Annotated in this window: 17 protein-coding genes; 15 read left to right on the top strand and 2 right to left on the bottom strand. The window is 62.0% G+C overall.

Annotated features, from left to right (window positions below; translation table 11 throughout):
• Positions 1-280 precede the first annotated feature (280 nt).
• The 15 genes from VJR68_RS01800 (at position 281) to VJR68_RS01870 (ending at position 19,959) form a co-directional block, all read left to right on the top strand.
• The gene (locus tag VJR68_RS01800; protein ID WP_324145834.1) at positions 281-1,141 is read left to right on the top strand and encodes a TOBE domain-containing protein; all 861 of its coding nucleotides are present in this window, start codon (positions 281-283) and stop codon (positions 1,139-1,141) included.
• A gap of 121 nt (positions 1,142-1,262) precedes the next feature.
• On the top strand, positions 1,263-2,579 hold the full coding sequence (locus tag VJR68_RS01805) for a hypothetical protein (protein WP_324145835.1): 1,317 nt from the start codon (positions 1,263-1,265) through the stop codon (positions 2,577-2,579).
• Positions 2,580-2,887: 308 nt separating this feature from the next.
• Positions 2,888-4,207, top strand: coding sequence for a hypothetical protein (locus VJR68_RS01810; protein ID WP_324145836.1), 1,320 nt, complete (start codon positions 2,888-2,890; stop codon positions 4,205-4,207).
• An 85-nt stretch (positions 4,208-4,292) separates the two neighbouring features.
• Complete coding sequence (locus VJR68_RS01815; RefSeq protein WP_324145837.1) at positions 4,293-4,511, top strand: hypothetical protein; 219 nt, start codon at positions 4,293-4,295, stop codon at positions 4,509-4,511.
• A gap of 103 nt (positions 4,512-4,614) precedes the next feature.
• A complete protein-coding gene (locus tag VJR68_RS01820) occupies positions 4,615-6,927 on the top strand; it encodes a 3'-5' exonuclease (RefSeq protein ID WP_324145838.1) in 2,313 nt (770 codons plus the stop codon).
• A gap of 13 nt (positions 6,928-6,940) precedes the next feature.
• Positions 6,941-7,501 (top strand): FUSC family protein, encoded by a 561-nt coding sequence (locus VJR68_RS01825; protein ID WP_324145839.1) that lies wholly within the window; start codon positions 6,941-6,943, stop codon positions 7,499-7,501.
• Between the two features lie 111 nt (positions 7,502-7,612).
• Entirely contained in the window at positions 7,613-9,475 is a 1,863-nt protein-coding gene (locus VJR68_RS01830; RefSeq protein ID WP_324145840.1) for a DEAD/DEAH box helicase, read from the top strand.
• 326 nt (positions 9,476-9,801) lie between these two features.
• The gene (gene kdpF, locus VJR68_RS01835) at positions 9,802-9,894 is read left to right on the top strand and encodes a K(+)-transporting ATPase subunit F (protein WP_115496368.1); all 93 of its coding nucleotides are present in this window, start codon (positions 9,802-9,804) and stop codon (positions 9,892-9,894) included.
• Positions 9,891-11,693 carry a potassium-transporting ATPase subunit KdpA gene (gene kdpA, locus VJR68_RS01840; RefSeq protein WP_324145841.1) on the top strand — a complete coding sequence of 601 codons (1,803 nt, stop codon included), beginning with the start codon at positions 9,891-9,893 and terminating at the stop codon, positions 11,691-11,693. The genes kdpF and kdpA overlap by 4 nt, the downstream gene beginning before the upstream one ends.
• 198 nt (positions 11,694-11,891) lie before the next feature.
• A complete protein-coding gene (kdpB, locus tag VJR68_RS01845) occupies positions 11,892-13,964 on the top strand; it encodes a potassium-transporting ATPase subunit KdpB (RefSeq protein WP_324145842.1) in 2,073 nt (690 codons plus the stop codon).
• A 9-nt stretch (positions 13,965-13,973) separates the two neighbouring features.
• The gene (locus VJR68_RS01850; RefSeq protein ID WP_324145843.1) at positions 13,974-14,171 is read left to right on the top strand and encodes a hypothetical protein; all 198 of its coding nucleotides are present in this window, start codon (positions 13,974-13,976) and stop codon (positions 14,169-14,171) included.
• A 166-nt stretch (positions 14,172-14,337) separates the two neighbouring features.
• Positions 14,338-15,825, top strand: a complete 1,488-nt coding sequence (locus VJR68_RS01855; protein WP_324145844.1) for an outer membrane beta-barrel protein — start codon at positions 14,338-14,340, stop codon at positions 15,823-15,825.
• Between the two features lie 10 nt (positions 15,826-15,835).
• Entirely contained in the window at positions 15,836-16,414 is a 579-nt protein-coding gene (gene kdpC, locus VJR68_RS01860; RefSeq protein WP_324145845.1) for a potassium-transporting ATPase subunit KdpC, read from the top strand.
• Between the two features lie 192 nt (positions 16,415-16,606).
• Positions 16,607-19,264: a sensor histidine kinase KdpD gene (locus VJR68_RS01865; protein WP_324145846.1), complete on the top strand. Its 2,658-nt coding sequence runs from the start codon at positions 16,607-16,609 to the stop codon at positions 19,262-19,264.
• A complete protein-coding gene (locus tag VJR68_RS01870) occupies positions 19,261-19,959 on the top strand; it encodes a response regulator (RefSeq protein ID WP_324145847.1) in 699 nt (232 codons plus the stop codon). Before VJR68_RS01865 ends, VJR68_RS01870 begins: the two co-directional genes overlap by 4 nt.
• Positions 19,960-20,065: 106 nt before the next feature.
• Here VJR68_RS01870 and VJR68_RS01875 read toward each other — a convergent pair whose 3' ends face one another.
• Both VJR68_RS01875 and VJR68_RS01880 read right to left on the bottom strand, forming a co-directional pair.
• Positions 20,066-21,325, bottom strand: a complete 1,260-nt coding sequence (locus VJR68_RS01875) for a heme biosynthesis HemY N-terminal domain-containing protein (protein ID WP_324145848.1) — start codon at positions 21,323-21,325, stop codon at positions 20,066-20,068.
• Complete coding sequence (locus VJR68_RS01880) at positions 21,322-22,437, bottom strand: uroporphyrinogen-III C-methyltransferase (RefSeq protein WP_324145849.1); 1,116 nt, start codon at positions 22,435-22,437, stop codon at positions 21,322-21,324. The genes VJR68_RS01875 and VJR68_RS01880 overlap by 4 nt, the downstream gene beginning before the upstream one ends.
• Positions 22,438-22,445: the final 8 nt, after the last annotated feature.

Genomic DNA, 22,445 nt, shown 5'->3' on the forward strand with positions numbered 1-22,445 from the left:
TTTTTTCCCAGCAAATTCAAAGCTAGCGACTCGTCGCCCCGGCGAACGCCGGGGTCCAGTGCCTTTGAGTATCCGCAAGTCGCTAGGTCCCGGCTTTCGCCGGGACGACGAGCTTTTTAGCCATTTCGCTTAAACAAGCAAAACTTTCTCCGGACAGCGATGCGCGAAAGCGGGAATCCATGTTTAAGGATGCATCAGAGCAAAATGGATTCCCGCTTTCGCGGAAGCGCTTTACAACAGCGAAGCTGGTCAATGACGGCCATGAGGCGGGAACGTACTCATGGCAACCAACACATATGCCGGCCTTTGGCTAGACTCCGCCCGTCCTTCACCACTTGGCGCCGGCATGTTCAAGCTCAAAGGCATGTTGTCCCTTCACGCCGGCGACCAGGCGCTCGGCGGCGCTGATCGCATCGCCCTGCTGGCCAAGATTCATGAAACCGGCTCCATCACCGCCGCGGCGCGTGCCGTGGGCATGAGCTACAAAGGCGCATGGGATGCCATCGACGCCATGAACAACCTGGCGGACGAACCCTTAGTCACGCGCGCCGCCGGCGGCAAGGGCGGCGGCGGCACGCGTCTGACCGAGCGCGGGGAGCGCCTGGTCGAAACCTTCGCAGCACTGGAAGAGGTGCATCGCCGCTTTCTTGAACAGTTCGAGCCCCTTGCGGAAGCTCCCGCTGCCGACATCAAGCTGATCAGGAGCCTTATGTTCCGCACCAGTGCACGCAATCAACTTTCCGGCCGCGTGGTGGCGATCCACAAAGGCAAGGTCAACGACACGGTGGAGCTGGAGTTGCCCGGCGGCGAACGCGTGGTCGCCTCGCTCACCTGCGAGAGCACGGAAAACCTGGGCCTGAAGGTCGGCAGCGAAGCCATCGCCCTGATCAAGGCGTCATCGGTGCTGCTCGCCTTGCCCGAGGAAGGCATGCGGCTTTCGGCGCGCAATCAATTCCCCGGCGCCGTCGCACAGATCATCGAAGGGCCGGTAAACGCCGATGTGCGCATCCAACTGGCAGGCGGCAGCGTGATGGCGGCGGTCATCACCACGGAAAGCGTGTCCCGTCTCGGCTTGAAGGAAGGCGTGCCGGTGCTGGCCGTCGTCAAGGCCTCCAGCGTGATGCTCGGGACAACCCGCTAAGCAGCCGCTCCCTCCACATGCCAAACCGTAAATTGAGCGGCGCCCAATCCGTCATATACTCGAGTACATAACGTTGAGCCGGGGCAGCTCGGCGCACGATCACTCCGGATGGGGACTTGGCATGTTGAAACGACAGGCGCTTGCTGCCGCCATGGTGGGATTGCTTGCGGCGAGCGGCGCCGCGCACGCAGACGACATTTTCAGCGACGGCCATGTGGACGGCGATTTGCGCCTCTACAACTTCAACCGCCTCTACGACAGCAAGACCACGCCGAACGCCAGTGCCTTTTCCGTGGCGGCGCTGATCAATGCGCAAACCGGTACCTTCCTCACCGGCTTCAGCGTGGGCGGGTCGTTCGCCACCGCCAATTCGCTAGGCACGCATTCGAACGAACTGGCGAAGGTCGATACCACGCTCGCCGGCCCGAACAACTCGATCGGCACCTTCAGCCAGGCCTATCTGCAATACCAGCACGGCGTGTTCCTGTTTCGCGGCGGCTATCAATACCTCACCGATGATCCGTGGATGGGCAACAACGATTCGCGCATCATTCCGTCCTCGTACAACGCTTTGAAAGTGCAGGTCACGCCACTGGCCGGTTGGAATCTGTTCGCCATCCGCGAATACAGCTGGAAGAGCCGCACCTCCGATGGCATGTTTCCAGACAACCTGTATTACCCGTCCAAATACGACGGCGATTCGATGTACGGCAACAATGGTTCCCTGCCCTTGCATGCGCGCTCCGCCCCCGGCACCTGGGAAGGCGGCACCACCTACGTGCATGGCGGCTTGAATGCGCAGTTGCGCTACTACGACTTCATGAACTTCGCGCGCACCGCTTACGCGGTAGGCAGCTATGTCTTCGATACCGGCACAGGCTTCAATCCCGTCGTTGGCGCGCAATACGTGGCGCAGAACGCAGGCTCGGACAACCGCTTTACCGAAAACAACACCAAGCTGTTCGGCGTAGCCGGCGACCACGTGAAGAGCCGCGCCATCGGCGGTGATCTTGGCGTGGTGATTCCCAACGGCCGCTTCGATCTGTACTACAACAAAGTCGGGCGCGAACAAGGCGCTGTGGGTGGCGGCGCATTGATTTCACCGTACACCGCCAATTACGGCACCGATCCGCTGTTCACCACGTCGATGATCCGCGGCCTGGTCGAGACCGGCCCTGGCCGCGCTTGGAAAGGCAAGTTCACCTACGACCTTCTGGACAAGAAGCTGCAGCTGACTGCCGCCTATGCGAAATACATCACCGATTACCGCGGCACCAGCCACGACCTGTATGTCGACGTGATCTACCATTTGGACGGCTATTTGCGCGGCCTGACACTGCGCGATCGATGGGAACTGTCCAACGGCGGCATCGACAACCTCAACCCGACCAACAAGACCTTCGTCTATAACCGGGTGATGATCGATTACAAGTTCTAGCCGCGCGTGCGTAGGCTGGGATGAATTCCCAGCTTTCTTGCGGCCTGCTGGGACTTCATCCCAGCCTTCGCATGCCCGCAAAGCCACCAAGATCGAATTACGGCGCACTGCACAAAGAAAATACAGGCTCCCTGCTGGCCGAAAAGACCTGATTATGTCCCATAAAGACAAGATTCCTCCCCTCTGTACCCCTTGCGATTTTGTGCAAACGCACATAACAATGCGGTAACGCCCCTGCGGGAGTGGGGAGCGGCCGGTGACGGCCAGCATCAGGGGCGTCCAGCGTCATTCAACCAGGGGAATCTTGCATGTCCAAACGATGGGCAGTGGCTGTCGTGTTAGCCGGTTTTGCCGTGACCAGCACCAACGCGTGGTCAGGCGATGACATTTTCAGCAGCGGTCATGTGGATGGCGATCTGCGTCTCTACAACTACGACCGCCTCTACGCCAGCAAGACCGTACCCAACGCCAACGCCTTTTCCATTGGCGCGCTGATCAATGCACAGACGGGTACGTTTCTCACCGGCTTCAGCCTGGGAGCATCATTCGCCACGGCCAATTCGCTAGGCACACATTCGGATCAGTTGGCGAAGGTCGACACGACGCTGGGCGGGCCAAGCAACTCCATCGCGGCCTTCAGCCAGGCCTATCTGCAATACCAGCATGGCATCTTCCTGTTTCGCGGCGGCTATCAATATCTGGCTGACGATCCGTGGATGGGCAACAACGATGCGCGTGTCATTCCTTCCTCGTACAACGCGTTGAAGGTGCAGGTCACGCCACTGACCGGCTGGAACCTGTTTGCCGTGCGCGAATACAGCTGGAAAAGCCGCACGTCTGAGGGCATGTATCCAGACAACCTGTATTACCCCTCCAAGTACGACGGCGATTCGATGTACGGCAACAACGGCTCGCTGCCGCTGCATGCGCGTTCCGCACCGGGCACGTGGGAAGGCGGCACCACCTACGTCGGCCATGGCGTGAATGCGCAATTGCGCTATTACGACTTCCTGCACTTCGCGCGCAGCGCCTTTGCCATGGGCAGCTATGTCGTCGATACCGGCAGCGGATTCAATCCGGTCGTCGGCGCGCAATACCTGGCGCAGAACTATGGCGTGGACAATCGCTTTACCGAAACCGGCACCAAGTTGTTCGGTGTCGCGGGCAATCACGTCAAGAGCCGCGTCATCGGCGGCGACGTGGGCGTGGTGATTCCGAATGGGCGTTTCGACGTCTTCTACAACCAGGTGGCGCATCAGCAGGGCGCCGTCGGCGGCGGTGCACTGATCTCGCCTTTCACCACCAATTACGCCAGCGATCCGCTGTACACCACCTCGATGATTCGCGGCCTGGTCGAATCCGGCCCGGGCCATGCGTGGAAAGGCAAATTCACTTACACCCTGTTCGACAAGAAACTCGAACTCGCCACCGCATACGCCAAATACTTCACCTACTACCGCGGCAACAGCCACGACTTGTATGTCGACGTGATCTACCATTTGGACGGTGTCTTCAAGGGCCTGACACTGCGCAACCGCTGGGAGTTGTCCAATGGCGGCATCAACAACCTCAACCCGACCAACAAGACCTTCGTCTACAACCGGTTGATGATCGACTACAAGTTTTAAGCGCGCATGAAAGGAAGGCGACCGGCGCCTTCCTTTTGCCCGATGCGAGCGCCTATGATCGGCCCACCTTTTCGCGGAGCGAACCATGCGCGCCATTCTGATCATCCTGGGACTCGTGCTGCTGGTCGGCGGCTTGTGGGTGGTATTCGGCCACGGCAGCTATACGCAAACCGATACCTTGCTGCAGATCGGCTCGGCCAAGTTCACTGCCACGCGTGACAAGGCGATTCCGGAGTGGATGGGTATCAGCGGCATCGTAGTGGGCGCCCTGCTGGCCCTGGCCGGCCTGCTGTCGAAGCGGTAGGTTGGGGTGCGAACCCCAACATTTTTGATGTCGACGAGGAAATGAACGTTGGGGTTCGCACCCCAACCTACGTCGCTCATCCCCAGCCGCTACAATCCCACGGATGGATGTCTCCCACCTGATCGACTCGCTCAACGACGCGCAACGCGAAGCCGTCTGCGCGTCACCCGGCCACTATCTGGTCCTCGCCGGCGCCGGCTCCGGCAAAACCCGTGTGCTTACCAACCGCATCGGCTGGCTCAACCAGGTCGAACGCGTACCGCCGTGGGCGATCCTTGCCGTGACCTTCACCAACAAGGCCGCGGGCGAAATGCGCGCGCGCCTGGAAAACCTGATTCCAGGCGGCACGCAAGGCCTCACCGTCGGCACGTTTCACGGCATCGCCCACCGCCTGCTGCGCCGCCATTGGCGTGAAGCCGGCTTGCCGGAAAGTTTCCAGATTCTTGACGCCGACGATCAGCAACGCATGGTCAAGCGCGTGGTCGCCGGCCTCGGCCTGGACGAAGCGCGCTTCCCGCCGCGCCAGGCCGCCTGGCAGATCAACAGCTGGAAGGATGAAGGCAAGCGCCCGGAAAACATCGAGCATCACCAGCACCCGGTGACACGCACCCTGGTGCAGATCTACCAGGCTTACGAAGACGGCTGCCAGCGCGCCGGCCTGGTGGATTTCGCCGAACTGCTGCTGCGCGCACACGAGCTATGGCTGAAGCAACCCGCTGTACTGGAGCATTACCAGCAGCGCTGGCGGTATCTGCTGATCGACGAATTCCAGGATACCAACGCACTGCAATACGCATGGATTCGCGTACTTGCCGGCCGCAGCGGCCAGGTGTTCGTGGTTGGCGACGACGACCAGGCCATCTACGGCTGGCGCGGCGCCAAGGTGGAAAACGTGCAGCAATTCCTGCGCGATTTTCCCGGCGCGCGCACGATCAAGCTGGAACAGAACTACCGCTCCACTTCCACCATCCTGAAGGCCGCCAACAGCGTCATCGAACGCAACGGCAATCGCCTCGGCAAGCAGTTGTGGACGGCTGGCGAGGAAGGCGATCGCATTGCTGTGTACGCCGCGTACAACGAGCAGGACGAAGCGCGCTTCGTGATCGAGCGTATTCGCGAATACATCGCCGAGCATGGCGACGCGAAAGATTGCGCGATTCTCTATCGTTCCAATGCGCAATCGCGCAACTTCGAAGAACAGCTTATCCAGCACGATGTTCCGTATCGCGTCTATGGCGGCCTGCGCTTCTTCGAACGCGCAGAAATCAAGGATGCCTTGGCATACCTGCGCCTCACCGCCAATCGCCATGACGATGCGGCATTCGAGCGCGCGGTAAATACGCCGCCGCGCGGCATTGGCGATCGCACGCTGGATGTGTTGCGCCGGCGTGCGCGTAGCGAAGCCACATCGATGTGGGAGGCCTCGTTGAGCGAGCTGAGTTCCAGCAATGAATTGGCGGGACGCGCGAAGAATGCGGTGAAAGCGTTTCTCGCCATGATCGACGAGATGGCGCGTGCGTTTGCGGGACTCGGGACTCGGGACTCGGGACTCGGCAGAAGCGCCGCACTCGACAACACCCCGTCCACCCCCGAAGCACAAAGCAACCTGCTTGCGTATCAGCCAGACCCGAGTCCCGAGTCCCGAGTCCCGAATCCCGCAACACTCTCCCTCGCCGAACAAATCGACCACGCCATCACTCAATCCGGCCTGCGCGACTTCTACGAAAAAGACAGCCGCGGCAATGCCGAATCGCGCGTGGAAAACCTGGACGAACTGGTCAACGTCGCCAGCCGCTTCGAACTCACGCCCGACGACATCGAGGCAGGCTTGAGCGAACTCTCCGCCTTCCTTTCGCATGCCGCGCTCGAAGCCGGCGAAGGCCAGGGCGAATCGTGGGACAACTGCGTGCAGTTGATGACGCTGCACTCGGCCAAGGGCCTGGAATTTCCGCTGGTGTTCCTGGTCGGCGTGGAAGAAGGCCTGTTTCCCAGCCAGCGCTCCGTCGAAGACGAAGGCCGGCTGGAAGAAGAACGCCGCCTCGCCTACGTCGGCATCACGCGCGCGCGCCAGCGCCTGGTCATCACGCATGCCGAATCGCGCCGCATGCATGGCACGGAAATGCTCTCGCGCCCGTCGCGCTTCCTCGCCGAAGTACCGCCTTCCCTGCTCGACGAAGTACGCCCGCGCGTGCAGGTAAGCCGTCCGCTCTATGCCGGCCGCTTCAACGAACCGGCGCCTTCGCTGCAGGAAGACATGCCGGTCAAACTCGGCCAGCGTGTCAGTCATCCGAGCTTCGGCGAAGGCGTGGTGGTGAGTGCCGAAGGCAGCGGCGCGCACACGCGCCTGCAAATCAATTTTGAAAGCGCGGGCAGCAAATGGCTGGTGGCGGCCTACGCCAAGCTCACGCCACTGTAGGGATGTTATCGCGATGAACGAGCGTCCCATTCGCGAACTACGCCGCGAACTCGGCAGCTTCCATCAGCAGCTGCAGGACCTCTATCAACGCCTGCCGTGGAGCCATCGCCTGGTCAACGGCCTGTCCCTGGCAGTGCAGGCCCTGGCCGCCGCCAGCCTCGGCTACGGACTGGGTTTGCTGCTGCATACGCAACAGGCGTTCTGGGGTGCGCTTACCGCCATCGCCGTCACGCAGCAAAGCTACATCGATACGCGCAAGTCGTCGATCGACCAGGTGCTCGGCGCGGCCATTGGCGCCACCATCGCCATCACTGGCTCGTATCTGGCGCAGGACAATTACCTGGTCTATGCCATCACCATGGCGATATCGATCGTGCTGTGCTGGCTCTTCAACATCGGCAGCGCCGGCAAGCTCAGCGCCACCACCGTCACCATCGTGATGCTGGTGCCGCACAATGGCCCGTTCTGGACCATCGCACTCACGCGCCTGGGCGAAGTCACCATAGGCATCGGCAGCGCGTTGCTGGTGACCTGGGTCGCGAACAAGCTGGAAAAGCGCTTGCTGGACACGTAGGTTGGGGCGCAAACCCCAACATCGCCCTCTCGATCAGCACCACAACGTTGGGGTTCGCACCCCAACCTACGTATGATCGGCGGCACCGCCGAACCTGACAGGAAGGCAAGGATGGCCAAGCTCATCCCTACCCGCAACAGTTGCCTGGGCCGCATGACATCTGGCGAAAAGCGCCTGTCCGAACGGCTGGAGCAAAAGCTCGAAGACGATTACCTGTTGTGGTACGACGTGCCGATCGGCCGCCATCAATGCCGGCCCGATTTCGTGATCTTCCATCCCCGCCGCGGCCTGCTGGTGCTGGAAGTAAAGGATTGGGCGCCCGAACGCATCATCGCCGACAAAACCCAGTTCACGCTGATCACCCAGCGCGGCATGGTGAAGGAAATCAATCCGCTGATGCAGGCACATTCGTATGCCATCCGCATCAACGAAGAACTGGAACGCGACCCGGCGCTGATCCATCCCGCCCAACACCGGCATGCCGGCAAGCTGATCATGCCGTGGGCGTACGGCGTGGTGCTGGCCAACATCAGCCGCAAGCAGTTCACCGATGGCGAACTGGACCAGGTCATTCCGGCGCATCTCGTGATCTGCCGCGACGAGATCTATGAAAGCGTCGAAGCCGAAGATTTCCAGGAACGCCTATGGGCGATGTTCCCGCAAGTGTTTCCATGTGCGCTGACGTTGCCGCAGATCGATCGCATCCGCTGGCACATGTTTCCCGAACTGCGAGTGGAATGGGGCGAAGGCCAGTTCGGGCTGGCTTTCGACCATGACCATCACCGCAAGACGCCGGTCGACATTCCCGATTTGATCCGCGTGATGGACATGCAGCAGGAGCAGCTGGCGCGCTCGCTTGGCGACGAACACCGCATCATCCATGGCGTGGCCGGCTCCGGCAAAACGATGATCCTCGGCTATCGCGCCTTGCATCTCGCGCGCACGCTGGCCAAGCCCATCCTGGTGCTTTGCTACAACAAGACGCTCGCAGCCCGATTGAACCAGCTGATGGGCGAACGCGGCCTGGCGGACAAGGTGCAGGTCTACAACTTCCACAGCTGGTGCCGCGCCATGCTGAAGGCCTATCACGTGCCGCTGCCGCCTGAAGGCGACGGCTTTTTCGAAGCGATGGTGGAAAGGGTGATGCAGGGCGTGGAGCGCAACCAGATTCCACGCTTTCAATACGGCGCCGTGCTGATCGACGAAGGCCATGATTTCGAACCGGAGTGGTATCGCCTGATCGTGCAGATGGTCGATCCGGCCACCCAGTCACTGCTGGTGCTCTACGACGATGCGCAGAACATCTACGGCAACGCCAACCGGCCGGCCTTCACCTGGAAAAGCGTGGGCGTGCAGGCGCAAGGGCGCACCACCATCCTGCGCATCAATTACCGCAACACGCTGGAAATTCTTTCCGTCGCCCGCCGCTTTGCACAAGCGCTGTTCGATGAACGCGATGGCGATGATGACGATGTGCCATTGATCGCCCCGGAAAGCGCCGGCCGCCGTGGCGCGGTACCCATGCTGATACGCACTGAAAGCGCGAGCGCCGAGCTGCGGGCCATCATGGAACGCATCCGCCTTGAACAACAGCAGGGGCGCGTCCTTTCGGATATCGCGGTGTTGTTCCGCAACCACTGGGAAGGCGACAAGATCCACCTCGCCTTGCAACAGGCCGGCATCTTGAGCCGCCACGCGGATGGTGCCGGCAAAAGCGCGCTGTTTGACGACGAAGCCAGCGTCAAGCTGGTAAGCATGCATTCCAGCAAGGGCCTGGAGTTTCCGGTGGTGATCATCCCGGGCCTTGGCGCATTGCCCAAGCAAGGTCAGGACGAAGCCCAGGAAGCGCGCCTGCTGTACGTCGCCATGACGCGCGCCACCGAGCAGTTGATCCTGCTGCATTACCAGGAATCGGTTTTCACCGCGCGCATCCGGGCCTCGATCAACGACATCCAGGCACAGCTGGGCAGGTAGGTTGGGGGGCGAACCCCAACATCTCTCCGCTGGCCGGCATGGCGGTGTTGGAGTTCGTACCCCAACCTACGCGGCGTCCATCTGTTCCCGTCTGGCAAAAATTTACGCGTTCTTTATGCAACGCGCCGTTTTAGCTACCCGCTTCTTATGCGCTGCTGCCTAAAGTGCGCAGCCTGAAGAGACATCGAGCAGCATCCATGGATTTTGTCTATCTACTTTTCGGCTTCGTGTTGGCGGCGGCCACGCTTGGCTTTTTGCTGCTCTGCGACCGCCTGGGGCCACGTTGACCGCGTTTGCCGCGGCGATTTCATAACGGAGCGAACTCCATGAATTTCTTTTACGGATTGGCTGCCGTGATCGCGGTGGCTTTGACGGTTTACCTGTGCGTGGCGCTGCTGAAGCCGGAGTGGTTCGAATGACTGCCAACGATTTCCTGCAGATCGGCGTCTTCCTGATCGTGCTGCTGTTGCTCATCAAGCCGATGGGCAGCTATATGGCCCACGTGTTTGCCGATGAGCCGAACCGGCTTACGCGCGCTGGCGCAGGTTTCGAGCGCGTGATCTATCGCCTGTGCGGCATCGATGCGCAGGAAGACATGGGCTGGAAGCGCTATGCGATTGCCATGCTGCTGTTCAACGTGTGCGGCATGGTGCTGGTGTATGCCTTCCAGCGCCTGCAAGGCTATCTGCCGCTCAATCCGCAACATTTTCCTGCGCTAAGTCCCGATCTTTCGATCAACACGGCCATCAGCTTCGTCACCAACACCAACTGGCAGGCATATTCGGGCGAGTCGGCGATGAGTTATCTCACCCAGATGGCGGCGCTGGCAGTGCAGAACTTTGTATCTGCCGCCACCGGCATCGCCGTATTGATGGCGGTCGTCCGCGGCTTCGTGCGCAAGACGGCGAAAGGCGTCGGCAATTTCTGGGTGGATCTGACGCGCACCACGCTTTACGTGCTGATGCCGCTCTCGTTCGTGCTTGCGCTGCTGCTGGTATCGCAAGGCGTGATTCAGAACTTCAAGCCGTATGTCGACGTGCCCGTGGCGCAAACCACCACCTATGCCAATCCGGTCACCGACGCGGCCGGCAACGCCATCAAGGATGCAGCCGGCAACCCTGTGACCAAGCCCGCGCAGCTCACCACGGAAACGCTGCCGATGGGCCCTGCCGCGTCGCAGATTGCGATCAAGATGCTGGGTACCAATGGCGGCGGCTTCTTCGGCGCCAACTCCGCGCATCCGTATGAGAACCCGACCCCGTTCTCCAACTTCCTGGAGATGCTGGCGATCTTCCTGATTCCCGGCGGCCTGTGCCTTACCTTCGGCCAAATGGTGGGCGACAAACGCCAGGGCTGGGCCATCCTGGCCACCATGCTGGTGATCTTTATTCCGCTGGCGATTGGCGTAACGGCAGCCGAGCAAGCCGGCAATCCGACCCTGCACACGCTCTCGATCGATCAGCACGCATCCGACTTGCAGTCAGGCGGCAACATGGAAGGCAAGGAAACGCGCTTCGGCATCGCTGCCAGCAGCCTGTTTACCGCCATCACCACAGCAGCTTCGTGCGGCGCGGTGAACAACATGCACGACTCGCTCACCCCACTCGGTGGTCTGGTGCCGATGTGGTTGATGCAGCTAGGCGAGGTGATCTTCGGCGGCGTGGGTTGCGGCTTGTACGGCATGCTCGCCTTCGCCGTCGTCGCCGTGTTCATTGCCGGCCTGATGGTGGGCCGCACGCCGGAATACCTCGGCAAGAAGATCGAAGCGTACGAAATGAAGATGGCGAGCCTCGCCGTATTGATCCCTTGTGCATTGGTAGTGATCGGCACGGCTATCGCAGTGATGACGCCGGTTGCAAAAGCGAGCGCTGGCAATCCAGGCGCCCATGGCTTCAGCGAAATTCTCTATGCCGTGACATCTGCAGCGAATAACAACGGCAGCGCGTTCGGCGGCCTCTCCGCGAACATTCCGTTCTGGAACGTGATGCTGAGCGTGTGCATGTTCTGGGCGCGGTACACCTTGGCGATCGCCATGCTCGCCATGGCCGGTTCGCTGGCGGCGAAGAAACATGTACCCGCTTCCGCGGGAACGTTGCCGACACATACGCCTTTGTTTGTAACGCTGCTCACCAGCGTGGTGATTGTGGTGGGTGCGCTCACCTTCCTGCCTGCCCTGGCGCTCGGGCCAATTGCCGAATACCTCATGTCAGCCCATTGATGTTTCTTCCTGTCGCTCCCCGCCTGAGTTTGTGGAAAACCGGGATATCCATCTCGTCATTCCAGCGAAAGCTGGAATCCAGTGCCTTAATGCCAAAGCAAAGTCACTGGACCCCAGCTCTCGCTGAGGTGACGGATCAGAGGAGTCTCCGCAAGCTCGAAGGGAGAGGAAATCAAAGAAAACCGGAGTTCTGAGAACATGACGTCCCACGCACACACGGTTCGCACCTTCGACCGTAGCTTAATCACGAAGGCGATGGCGGACGCTTTCCGCAAACTCTCGCCCAAGCTGCAGTTCCGCAACCCGGTCATGTTCGTCGTGTTCGTGTGCAGCGTGCTCACCACGCTGCTATGGCTGCAGGCGCTGATCGGCCACGGCGAAGCACCGACGGCTTTCATCTTCTGGGTGACGGTGTGGCTGTGGTTCACGCTGCTATTCGCCAACTTTGCCGAGGCGTTGGCCGAAGGCCGCGGCAAGGCGCAAGCCGCAGCGTTGCGCAGCACGCGCAAGGACGTGCTGGCCAAGAAGCTGGCTGAGCCGAAGCGCGATGCCGCCATCGTGTTCACGCCTTCCAACGAATTGCGCGCCGGTCACTTTGTGCTGGTGGAAGCGAACGAACAGATTCCCGGCGACGGCGAAGTGCTTATCGGCGCGGCCAGCGTGGATGAAAGCGCCATTACCGGCGAATCCGCACCGGTCATCCGCGAAGGCGGCGGCGATCGCAGCGCCGTCACCGGCGGCACGCGCGTGCTGTCGGATTGGCTGGTGATCAAGATCACGCAGAACCCCGGCGAGAGCTTTCTCGACCGCATGATCGCGATGGTGGAAGGCGCCGCACGCCGCAAGACGCCCAACGAGATTGCGCTGACCATTCTGCTGGCCAAGTTCACGCTGATCTTCCTGCTGGCTTGCGCCACCCTGTTGCCCTACTCGATCTACAGCGTGCAGGTGGCCGGCAAGGGCAACCCGATCACGCTCACCGTGCTGATCGCGTTGCTGGTGTGCCTGATTCCCACCACCATCGGCGCGCTGCTGTCGGCGATCGGCATTGCCGGCATGGACCGCATGATCCGCGCCAACGTCATCGCCACGTCCGGCCGTGCGGTGGAAGCTGCTGGCGATGTGGACGTACTGCTGCTGGACAAGACCGGCACCATCACGCTCGGCAATCGCCAGGCCTTCGCGTTCCACGCCGCACCGGGTATCGAGGAGCGCACGCTGGCCGATACCGCGCAACTGGCCTCGCTCGCCGACGAAACACCGGAAGGCCGCAGCGTGGTCGTGTTGGCGAAGGAACGCTTCAACCTGCGCGAGCGTGAACTTGAATCCATGCACGCGGCGTTCGTGCCCTTCACCGCGCAAACGCGCATGAGCGGTGTCGATATCGGCGAACGCCGCATCCGCAAAGGCGCGCTGGATGCGGTAGAGCGTTATCTCGATGGCCTCGGCAGCCATTTGCCGCCGGCCGTGAAGCGCATGGCCGAAGACATTGCACGCCGCGGCGCCACGCCGCTGATCGTGACCGAAGGCGATCGCGCCCTGGGCGTGATCGAGCTGAAGGACATCGTGAAAGGCGGCATCAAGGAACGCTTCGCCGAGTTGCGCCGCATGGGCATCAAGACGGTGATGGTCACCGGCGACAATCCGCTCACCGCCGCAGCCATTGCCGCCGAAGCAGGCGTGGACGATTTCCTCGCCGAAGCCACGCCGGAAGCCAAGCTGAAACTGATCCGCCAGATGCAGGCCGAGAGCCGCCTGGTGGCGATGTGCGGCGACGGCACCAACGATGCGCCGGCGCTTGCGCAAGCCGACGTGGCGGTGGCGATGAACACCGGCACGCAAGCGGCGAAGGAAGCCGGCAACATGGTGGACCTGGATTCCAACCCCACCAAGCTGATCGAAGTGGTGGAGATCGGCAAGCAGATGCTGATCACGCGCGGCTCGCTCACCACGTTCTCGATCGCCAACGACGTGGCCAAGTATTTCGCGATCATTCCGGCCGCCTTCGCCACCACGTATCCCGCGCTCAACGCACTGAACGTGATGAAGCTCGCCACACCGCAGAGTGCGATTCTGTCGGCGGTTATTTTCAATGCGCTGATCATCATCTTCCTGATTCCGCTCGCGCTGAAAGGCGTGAAGTACCGACCGCTCGGTGCCGGCCAGCTGTTGCGCCGCAATCTGCTGGTTTATGGCCTGGGCGGCATCGTGGTGCCGTTCATCGGCATCAAGTTCATCGACATGCTGCTCGTCCTGTTTGGTCTTGCCTGAGGAAGTGCCATGCAAACCGTAAAACTCTCCCTTTCACTGCCGGATGCCACCCACCCCAACATGCAGCTGCATGTTTGCTCGGAAGAAGCCGATTGCGACGTGGTAATTGAACTGCCGGTACGTACCAAGGGGAATGTCACGCGGGCACCGGACACGCCCATGACCGCGCAGGATGAATACGTGCTGGGCGGCTATGCCGGCATCTGAGTGATACAGATCAATCCATGACATGCACGCCGCCGCGACACTTTGTCATCTCCCCCTGCTTGCAGGACAAGCAGTGCCAAGGTCGCGGCAGCGCTTAACAACACGAAATCGGCCTCGCTCACCCACTGGGCGATGCCGCCCAGTAACGACTGTTCGAGAGGAAGGTATGTACATCAAGAAGGCTCTAGCTGTAGCGGTCCTGCTGGCCGCCGCACCGGTTTTTTCGCCAGCGATGGCGCAATCCACCGATGTGAGCAACATGCCAGCAAGCTCCAGTTTGCCTGCCTCGCCGGTTGCGGCAGAAAGCGGCGATTGCAGCCGCGGGTTCTTCTCGCGCCTGGCCGCTGCGTATCGCGAAGATGCACAACCGAGCACGTCCAGCTCCCCTGCGCCAGCACGCCGCGGCATGGATTCGCCGTTCGACTCGCCGCCGTTCCCGTCGGCGGAATGGCAGCTGGGCGGCGTGGATTATCCCATCGGCGTGCCGAATGAAAACTCGCAGTATCCGTTGGAAAAAGCTCTTGGCTGCACCCAGCTCGGCCAATGGATGCAACGCCATAAGATCGAGATGTACGGGTGGATCAATCCCTCCGCAAACCTGAGCACCTCGAGCTTTACCAACTATCCGCTTTCTTACGCAACGCGGCCGAACCGGGTTGAGTTCAACCAGTTCCTGTTCCGTCTCGAGCGCATTCCCGACACGGTGCAAACCGACCATATCGACTGGGGTTTCCACTTCGACAATCTTTGGGGTTACGACTACCACTACACCACGATGAAAGGCGTCTTCAGCAATCAGTTGCTGAACAACCCTTCCAACAGCCAGCCCCTGGCAGGCAAGGTGTATGGCGACGACCCGATGATCTGGTATTTCGACCTCTACATCCCGTGGGTGGCGCAGGGCATGCAAATCACCATGGGCCGCTATCTCTCGCTACCTGATATCGAAGCGCAGTTCTCGCCCAACAATTATCTGCTGACGCATTCCATTCTTTACACGGTGGATGCCTATACCAACGTTGGCATCATCACCACCACCAAACTCAACAACCAGTGGACGGTGCAGCTTGGCGTGCATGGTGGCGATGATTCGGCTCCGTGGAACCGCTCCAGCCGTGCAAGCCTGCAGGCTTGCGTACGTTGGGTGTCAGTCTCCAACAACGACATGCTTTATCCCTGCGTCGAGTCTTACAACGGCGACAAGCAGACCTATAACAACCTGCAGGAATTCGTCACAACCTGGGGTCATCGCTTCAGCCACAACGTGCACATGCTTACCGAGGCTTACTACATCTACGTGCGCGATCAGCCCGGCGCACCCGCGGGCGTACCTGGCTATCCGCTGGGTGAGGCGCCGAACTTTCCATCCGGCATCAATCCTGCCTACGGCATCGTCAATTACTTCAACATCGAATTGAACCCAAGCAACATGATCTCGATTCGCAACGAGTTCTACGACGATAAGCAGGGCCAACGCACCGGTTTCGCTACGCGTTACTCCAGTCACACCATCGGTTTGACGCATTGGGTGTCGCCGGACCTGGAGATTCGCCCCGAACTGCGTTACGAGCGCGCGTACGACTTCCCCGCCTATAACGACGGCAAAAAGAACTACCAGGCTACCGCCCTGGTGGACGTGATCCTGCATTACTGAGGTGATGACGATGAGCCGGTTGATTCGCAATGCCGTATCGATGCTGCTGCTGATGACCCTCATCACCGGCATCGCCTACCCGCTGGTGGTCACCGGCGTGGCGCAGGTGCTGTTTCCACATCAGGCCAACGGCAGCCTGGTCGAAAAGAACGGCAAGCCGATCGGTTCGGAACTGATTGGCCAATCCTTCGATGACCCCAGGTATTTCTGGGGTCGTCCTTCGGCCACGGCTCCGCAGCCGTATAACGGCACGGCGTCGAATGGCTCCAACCTGGGGCCCAGCAATCCGTCGCTGCGCGACCAGGTGCAGCAGCGCATCGATGCCTTGCGCAAGGCCGATCCGGACAATACCGCACCGGTGCCGGCGGATCTGGTAATGGCATCGGGCAGTGGCTTGGATCCACAGATCAGTCCGGCGGCAGCGCAGTATCAAATGGCGCGTGTGGCGCGCGTGCGCCATTTGAGTGTCGCGCAGGTGCAGGATCTGGTAGCCAGGTTCACGCAGGCGCGGCAACTTGGTTTCCTGGGCGAGCCGCGGGTGAATGTGCTGGCGTTGAATCTGGCGCTGGATACGGTGCAGAACAAATAACCGGCTGCCTTCGCTCGCGAACATCCTGCTCCTTCCCCTACGTGTAGCAGGGAGGGTTGGGTTGGGGTGAAGCAACCTCGCGGTGACTCAACCATCACCGCAAGCGCGTGCAACCGCACCCCAGCCCTCCCCTGCTCAGCAGGGGAAGGAGTGGTTCGCCGCAAGAACCAAGCACGCGCTTATGATGCCAACATGACCGACACCTCCCGTGATGCCCGCGCCGATGCCCTGCTCGATGTCGTGCAGGAAGAACACAGCCGTCGCCTGAAAATCTTTCTCGGCGCCGCGCCCGGTGTGGGCAAGACCTACGCCATGCTGTCGGCCGCGCGCGAGTTGAAGCGCCAAGGCGTGGATATCGTCATCGGCTTGGTGGAAACGCATGGCCGCACCGAAACGGCGGCGCTGCTGGAAGGCTTGGAGGTATTGCCGCGCCTTACGCTGAACTACCAAGGCCGCGAGTTCACCGAATTCGACGTGGATGCCGCGCTCGCGCGCAAACCCGACATCCTGCTCGTCGACGAACTTGCCCATCGCAACGTGCCTGGCAGCCGGCACGAACGACGCTGGCAGGATATTGCCGAACTGCTCGATGCCGGCATCGAGGTCTACACCGCGCTCAACGTGCAGCACCTGGAAAGTCTCAACGACCAGGTGCGCCGCATTACCAACATCACCGTGCGCGAAACCGTGCCGGATGCCTTTCTCGATCGCGCACGCGATATCGTGCTGGTCGACCTGCCGCCGCGCGAGCTGATCGATCGTTTGCGCCAAGGCAAGGTTTACGTGCCGGAAACTGCGGCGGCGGCGCTCGACGCCTTTTTCTCGCCAACCAATCTGGCCGCCTTGCGCGAACTGGCGGTGGATACCGTCGCCGGCCACGTGGACAGCGATCTGCGCGAACACATGCTGGCGCGTGGCGGCAAGATGCCGGTGCGGCGTCGCGTGATGGCCGCCATCGACGGCCACGCGCAGAGCGAATACCTGGTCCGCGTGGCGCGTCGTATCGCCGAGCGCCGCGGCGCACCTTGGACCGTCGTGTTCGTCGATACCGGGGCCACGCTGGATGAAGCGCGGCGCGAACGGATCGATACGGCAATGCGCCTGGCACGCCGGCTGGGTGGCGATGTCACCGTGCTTCGCGGCCATGCGATTGCAGATGAACTGCTGGTACATGCCGATCGCGAAGGCGTCGGCCAGATCATTCTTGGCCGCACGCGCGAACGGCTTTTTGCGCGCATGCTCGGACGCTCGTTGACGCAACAATTGCTGCGCCGTGGCGCGCACCTGGAACTCACCATCATTGCCACGCCCGTCGAGCGTGTGCGAGCGCGCAAACGCTTGCGCCTGATGCCGATGTACGGGCGTCGCGACGAATACATTTTCGCTACCGCCGTCACCGCCGTGGCGATCGGCTTGTCCTTCATTGCCGACCGCTATCTCTCAGTCGCCAATCTCGCGCTGATCTTCCTCACCGCCGTGATGGTGGTGGCGGTACGCACGCGCATGATCGTGGCGGTTTATACGGCGACCCTGTGTTTTCTCGGCTACAACTTTTTCTTCGCACCGCCACGCTACACGCTGGTGATCGCCAATTCCGATGACGTCTTGACGGTCACTTTGTTCTTTGCGGCCGCGCTGATATGCAGTCGCCTGGCCACGCGACTGGCCAGTCAAGTGGAATCGCTGCGCGCCGCCCACGATTACTCGCATGCGTTACTTACGCTCGGGCAGCGGCTGTCGGCGAGTACGGATGCCGAAGGCATTCGCCAGGTCGGCGCCGCCGCGCTGGCGCACGCCTTGCGTTGCGAGGTCGCCATTCTTGCGCGTGACGTGGAGCACCGCCTGCAAATTGCCGCTAATAGCTCGCGAACGTTGACGCTGACCACGCAAGACCTTGCCGCGGCGGAGTGGAGCGAACAGCATGCGGAGGCGGCTGGCCGCTTTACCGACACGCTCAACGCTGCGCGCTGCTGGGTACTGCCACTAGGCACCGAGGAGCATCGCCTCGGCGTGGCCGCGCTGCGCTTCGAGAACCACGTGTCGCCGGATATTGAGCGCCGCAGCCTTGCCTTGGCGATGCTGCAGGATATCGGCCAGGCGCTGGAGCGCGCACGGCTTGCCTCCGAACTGGAAGGCGCGCGCGTGCAAGGCGAAACCGAGCGCTTGCGTAACGCTCTGCTTTCTTCGGTGTCACACGATTTGCGTTCGCCGCTGGCGTCGATGATCGGCTCGGCCGGCACGCTCTCCAATTATTGGCAACAGCTTCCTGCCAACGAGCGTCAGGAGTTGCTGGACGCAATTCTCGGCGAAGGCCAGCGACTGGATCGCTATATCCAGAACCTGCTGGACATGACGCGCCTGGGCCATGGCACGCTCAAGCTCAATCGCGATTGGACCGACACCGCCGAAATCGTCGCCTCGGCCATCACACGCGTACGCAAGCTGTTCCCGGAGCTGCGCGTGGATGCCGTGCTGCCGAATGAAACCGTGCTGCTGTTCGTGCATCCGGCGCTGATCGAGCAGGCGCTGTTCAATATCCTGGAAAATGCGGCACGTTTTTCGCCGCCCGGCGAAGCGGTGCAGGTGATCGTGCGCGTGGCCGGCGATCGCCTGTTCATCGACGTGGTCGACCGCGGTCCCGGCATTCCGGAAGAAGAGCGCGCGCGCATCTTCGACATGTTCTATTCCGTGGCGCGCGGCGATCGCGCACCGCAAGGCACTGGTTTAGGGCTGGCGATCTGCCGCGGCATGATCGGCGCGCACGGCGGCAGTGTGGAAGCCTTGCCGGGCAACGGGGTTGGGACCACCATTCGCATCAGCCTTCCCTTGCCTACGACACCCACGTCATGAGCGCCGCCAATCCATGCGTACTGGTCATCGACGACGAAACGCAGATCCGCAAGTTCCTCGATATCGGTTTGCGCGCCGAAGGCTATGACGTGCTGCTCGCCGCCAACGCCGCCGAAGGCCTGGCGCTGGCCGCCACGCGCAACCCGGATGTGGTGATCCTGGACATTGGCCTGCCCGATCGCGAAGGCCACGAGGTGCTGGCCGAATTGCGCCAATGGACGCAGGTGCCCGTGCTGATGCTCTCCGTGCGCGATACCGAGAAGGAAAAAGTAAAGGCGCTGGATACGGGCGCGAACGACTACATGACCAAGCCGTTCGGCATCCAGGAGTTGATGGCACGCCTGCGCGCATTGCTGCGCAACCGCGTTACGACGGCCGAAGCGCTGCCACGCTACATCGATGATCGCCTGCACATCGACCTCGGTTTGCGCGAGGTGACGCTGGATGGCGAGCTGCTCGCATTGACGCGCAAGGAATACGCGGTGCTGGCGATGCTAGTGCGGCATGCCGGACGCGTCGTGAGCCAGCAGCAGTTGTTGCGCGAGATCTGGGGTGGCACGCATGTGCATGACACGCACTACTTGCGCATCGTGCTCGGCAAGCTGCGGCAGAAGTTGGGCGATGATCCGGCGTCGCCGCGGTGGTTGAAGACGGAGCCGGGGGTGGGGTATCGGTTCTTGGCGGGGAATGGTTGAGCGATCACGTAGGTTGGGGTGAGGCGCAGCCGAACCCCAACGTGACATCCCAACACCGCGGAACGTTGGGGTTCGCGTTCCGCTCACCCCAACCTACGAAATCGTGTCACTCCTTCAGTCGCGGTACGCCGTGCACATCGCGCTCTTCAATCGCGATCGGCCGCGTATCCAGTTTTCCGCCCACGACAACGCTTTCCGGCAACGGTTCGATCGCCTCGCCACGGGTTATCGCCATGGCATTGCGGTAGCAACGCTGCGCCAGCGCCGCATCGCCCATGCCGTTGTAGGTATCGCCCAGGCCTTCCCATGCGCTCGCAGTCGGCATGAGTGCCAGCGAACGCTCCAGGTATGGGCGTGCCTTGCCCCAGAATTGCAAGCGCACCGACATGCGGCCCAACGCCAGCAGCAAGCTCGGATCGTTGGGATGCGCGTCAAGCCAGCCTTCGGCACGACGCAGGCGTGCATCAAGATCATCGCCGGCCAGCGCGCCGTAGGTTTCCACCAGCTGCGGCGACCACTCGCGGCGCAAGGCGGATTCCACTTCATCCATTGCCGGCAACATCAATCCGTAGCTGGCCGCTTTGCGCGCATACGCATCGATCACGGCCGGCGCACGGCGCTGCGCCTTGGGCAATTGCGACCACAGCGTGTTCAGCACGGCGCCATCGCCGGCAGCTTGAATGCTTGCCACCAGCACCACGGATTCCAATGCGTTGTAGGCGCGGGTACTCATGACGCCGCTTTTCTGCAGCGGCTCCAGCGCGTTGCGCGCGCGGCGGGTGTCGCCGGCAGCGACGGCGGCGAGCACCAGTTCGCGCCAGCCGCCGGGGCTTAAATTGCCGCTGTCGGCTTCAGGCGTGAGCAAGGCGAGTGCTTCGGCGGGCTTGCCGTCGCGGCGCAATACGCGAGCGCGCACGACGCGCGCTGCACGCGGCGCCACTTGCGAGGCTTGATCCAGCGCCTCGAGTGCGCGCGCATGTTCACCGCGACGCGACGCTGCTTCCGCCGCTGCCAGCAACGCGGGACCGCGCAAGGTATCCAGGCGCGACGCGCGATGCAGATCGCGCTCGGCATCGCCATGGCGGCCTTCCATCAAGGCGACCAGCCCGTCCGCCAGGCGTTGCCGGCTGGTGCGCTGGTGGCGGCGCGAGTACGCACCGAACGGCCAGCGCACCGCACGCCACAAAGCGGCAATGGCGATCCATGCCAGGATCAGAATGACCACCGCCGCCAGCAGGCTGGTCTGCACGGTGTAGCCATGGAAACGCACCAGCACGTAGCCGGGGTCTTCTGCCACCCAGTGCCAGCCGAACGCCGCCAGCGCGGCGACGATCACCAGCGCCAGGATCCAGCGCCATAACGTCATGGCTTGGCTCCATTGGCCGATGCGTTATCGGCGTTCGGCTTGAGCGTGTGCACGGCGCGCAGATTGCGCAACTCGCTCAGCGCCGCGCCCAGTTTCACCGGCGCAACCGGCTTGAGTTGGGCCAGCAGCGTGGCGATACGCTGATGCGCCTGCTGCACGGCGGGCGACTGCGCATCGAATTGCGCCGTCAAACCGGCATCCGCGCGTTGCAATGAGGCGGTGGCGGCAGCTTGGTCCCAGGCCAGCAATGCAGCCTGTGCTTGTGCAAGATCCAGCGCCATCAATTCGCGCGCAATGCGTGCGTCGGCCACGTCGATCGGCGCACCGTTATCGCGATGAATCTGCACCACGCCGCGCAGTGCACGCCAGATGCGCGCCCACGCGCCCTCGTTGGGCTGCGCGGTCGGTTCGTCCAGCGGTTTCAACGGCAAGCTGGGTACGTCGTTGCGCAGCTGCATCACGCTGTCGAGCTGCTGATTTGGATCGGAGGCTTGGCTCTTAACCAGCGCTTCGTGCTCGGCGTCGATGCTTTGCTGCACGCCTTTGAAGGCATCGTCGGTGACGCCAGCCAACGTCTGGTTGGCAAGCGCAAACGCCTGCGCTGCGCCTTGCGCATCGCGGAACAGGTGGTAGCGCTCGGCGCCCATGCGCAGCAGGGATTCGGTTTCGTCCAGGCGCATGGCGTCCTGGCCGGAGAGGGTCTTTTCGGAGAGCTTGCCGACGGCTTCTTCCAGATCGCGCATGCGCTGGTCGTGCGACAGCAGTTCTTCGCGCAGGGAGCGATTGACCTGATCGGCGTCGTTCAAGCGCTGCAGCAGCAGGTTGCCTTGGCTGGTGGTGGTGGACAGCTGGTGGTCCATGCTGTTGACCCGCTCTTGCAGCGTGGCGGCGGTGCGCAAGGCCTGGGCGTTGATGTGCAGCAATTGCCACTGCCGCCAGGCGATGTAGCCGACGCCGATGATGGCGAGCAAGGCCAGCAGCAGTGCGAGCGCCACGGCGCCCCCGCCGGGACGCGCCGGTGGCGCGGGCCGGCTGCCGCTGCGCGCAGGGTCGGGAGGCGTGCCCATGCCGGGCGTGGTGCGTACGTCGGAGGTGAGATCGTCCTGGCTCATGCGCGCAT

The sequence above is a fragment of the Dyella sp. genome (assembly GCF_035277725.1).
Lineage (GTDB): Bacteria > Pseudomonadota > Gammaproteobacteria > Xanthomonadales > Rhodanobacteraceae > Dyella_B.

Coding starts and splice junctions, on each gene's coding strand:
- VJR68_RS01800 (WP_324145834.1), top strand. CDS start 281: ATGGCAACCAACACATATGCCGGCCTTTGGCTAGACTCCGCCCGTCCT.
- VJR68_RS01805 (WP_324145835.1), top strand. CDS start 1,263: ATGTTGAAACGACAGGCGCTTGCTGCCGCCATGGTGGGATTGCTTGCG.
- VJR68_RS01810 (WP_324145836.1), top strand. CDS start 2,888: ATGTCCAAACGATGGGCAGTGGCTGTCGTGTTAGCCGGTTTTGCCGTG.
- VJR68_RS01815 (WP_324145837.1), top strand. CDS start 4,293: ATGCGCGCCATTCTGATCATCCTGGGACTCGTGCTGCTGGTCGGCGGC.
- VJR68_RS01820 (WP_324145838.1), top strand. CDS start 4,615: ATGGATGTCTCCCACCTGATCGACTCGCTCAACGACGCGCAACGCGAA.
- VJR68_RS01825 (WP_324145839.1), top strand. CDS start 6,941: ATGAACGAGCGTCCCATTCGCGAACTACGCCGCGAACTCGGCAGCTTC.
- VJR68_RS01830 (WP_324145840.1), top strand. CDS start 7,613: ATGGCCAAGCTCATCCCTACCCGCAACAGTTGCCTGGGCCGCATGACA.
- kdpF (WP_115496368.1), top strand. CDS start 9,802: ATGAATTTCTTTTACGGATTGGCTGCCGTGATCGCGGTGGCTTTGACG.
- kdpA (WP_324145841.1), top strand. CDS start 9,891: ATGACTGCCAACGATTTCCTGCAGATCGGCGTCTTCCTGATCGTGCTG.
- kdpB (WP_324145842.1), top strand. CDS start 11,892: ATGACGTCCCACGCACACACGGTTCGCACCTTCGACCGTAGCTTAATC.
- VJR68_RS01850 (WP_324145843.1), top strand. CDS start 13,974: ATGCAAACCGTAAAACTCTCCCTTTCACTGCCGGATGCCACCCACCCC.
- VJR68_RS01855 (WP_324145844.1), top strand. CDS start 14,338: ATGTACATCAAGAAGGCTCTAGCTGTAGCGGTCCTGCTGGCCGCCGCA.
- kdpC (WP_324145845.1), top strand. CDS start 15,836: ATGAGCCGGTTGATTCGCAATGCCGTATCGATGCTGCTGCTGATGACC.
- VJR68_RS01865 (WP_324145846.1), top strand. CDS start 16,607: ATGACCGACACCTCCCGTGATGCCCGCGCCGATGCCCTGCTCGATGTC.
- VJR68_RS01870 (WP_324145847.1), top strand. CDS start 19,261: ATGAGCGCCGCCAATCCATGCGTACTGGTCATCGACGACGAAACGCAG.
- VJR68_RS01875 (WP_324145848.1), bottom strand. CDS start 21,325: ATGACGTTATGGCGCTGGATCCTGGCGCTGGTGATCGTCGCCGCGCTG.
- VJR68_RS01880 (WP_324145849.1), bottom strand. CDS start 22,437: ATGAGCCAGGACGATCTCACCTCCGACGTACGCACCACGCCCGGCATG.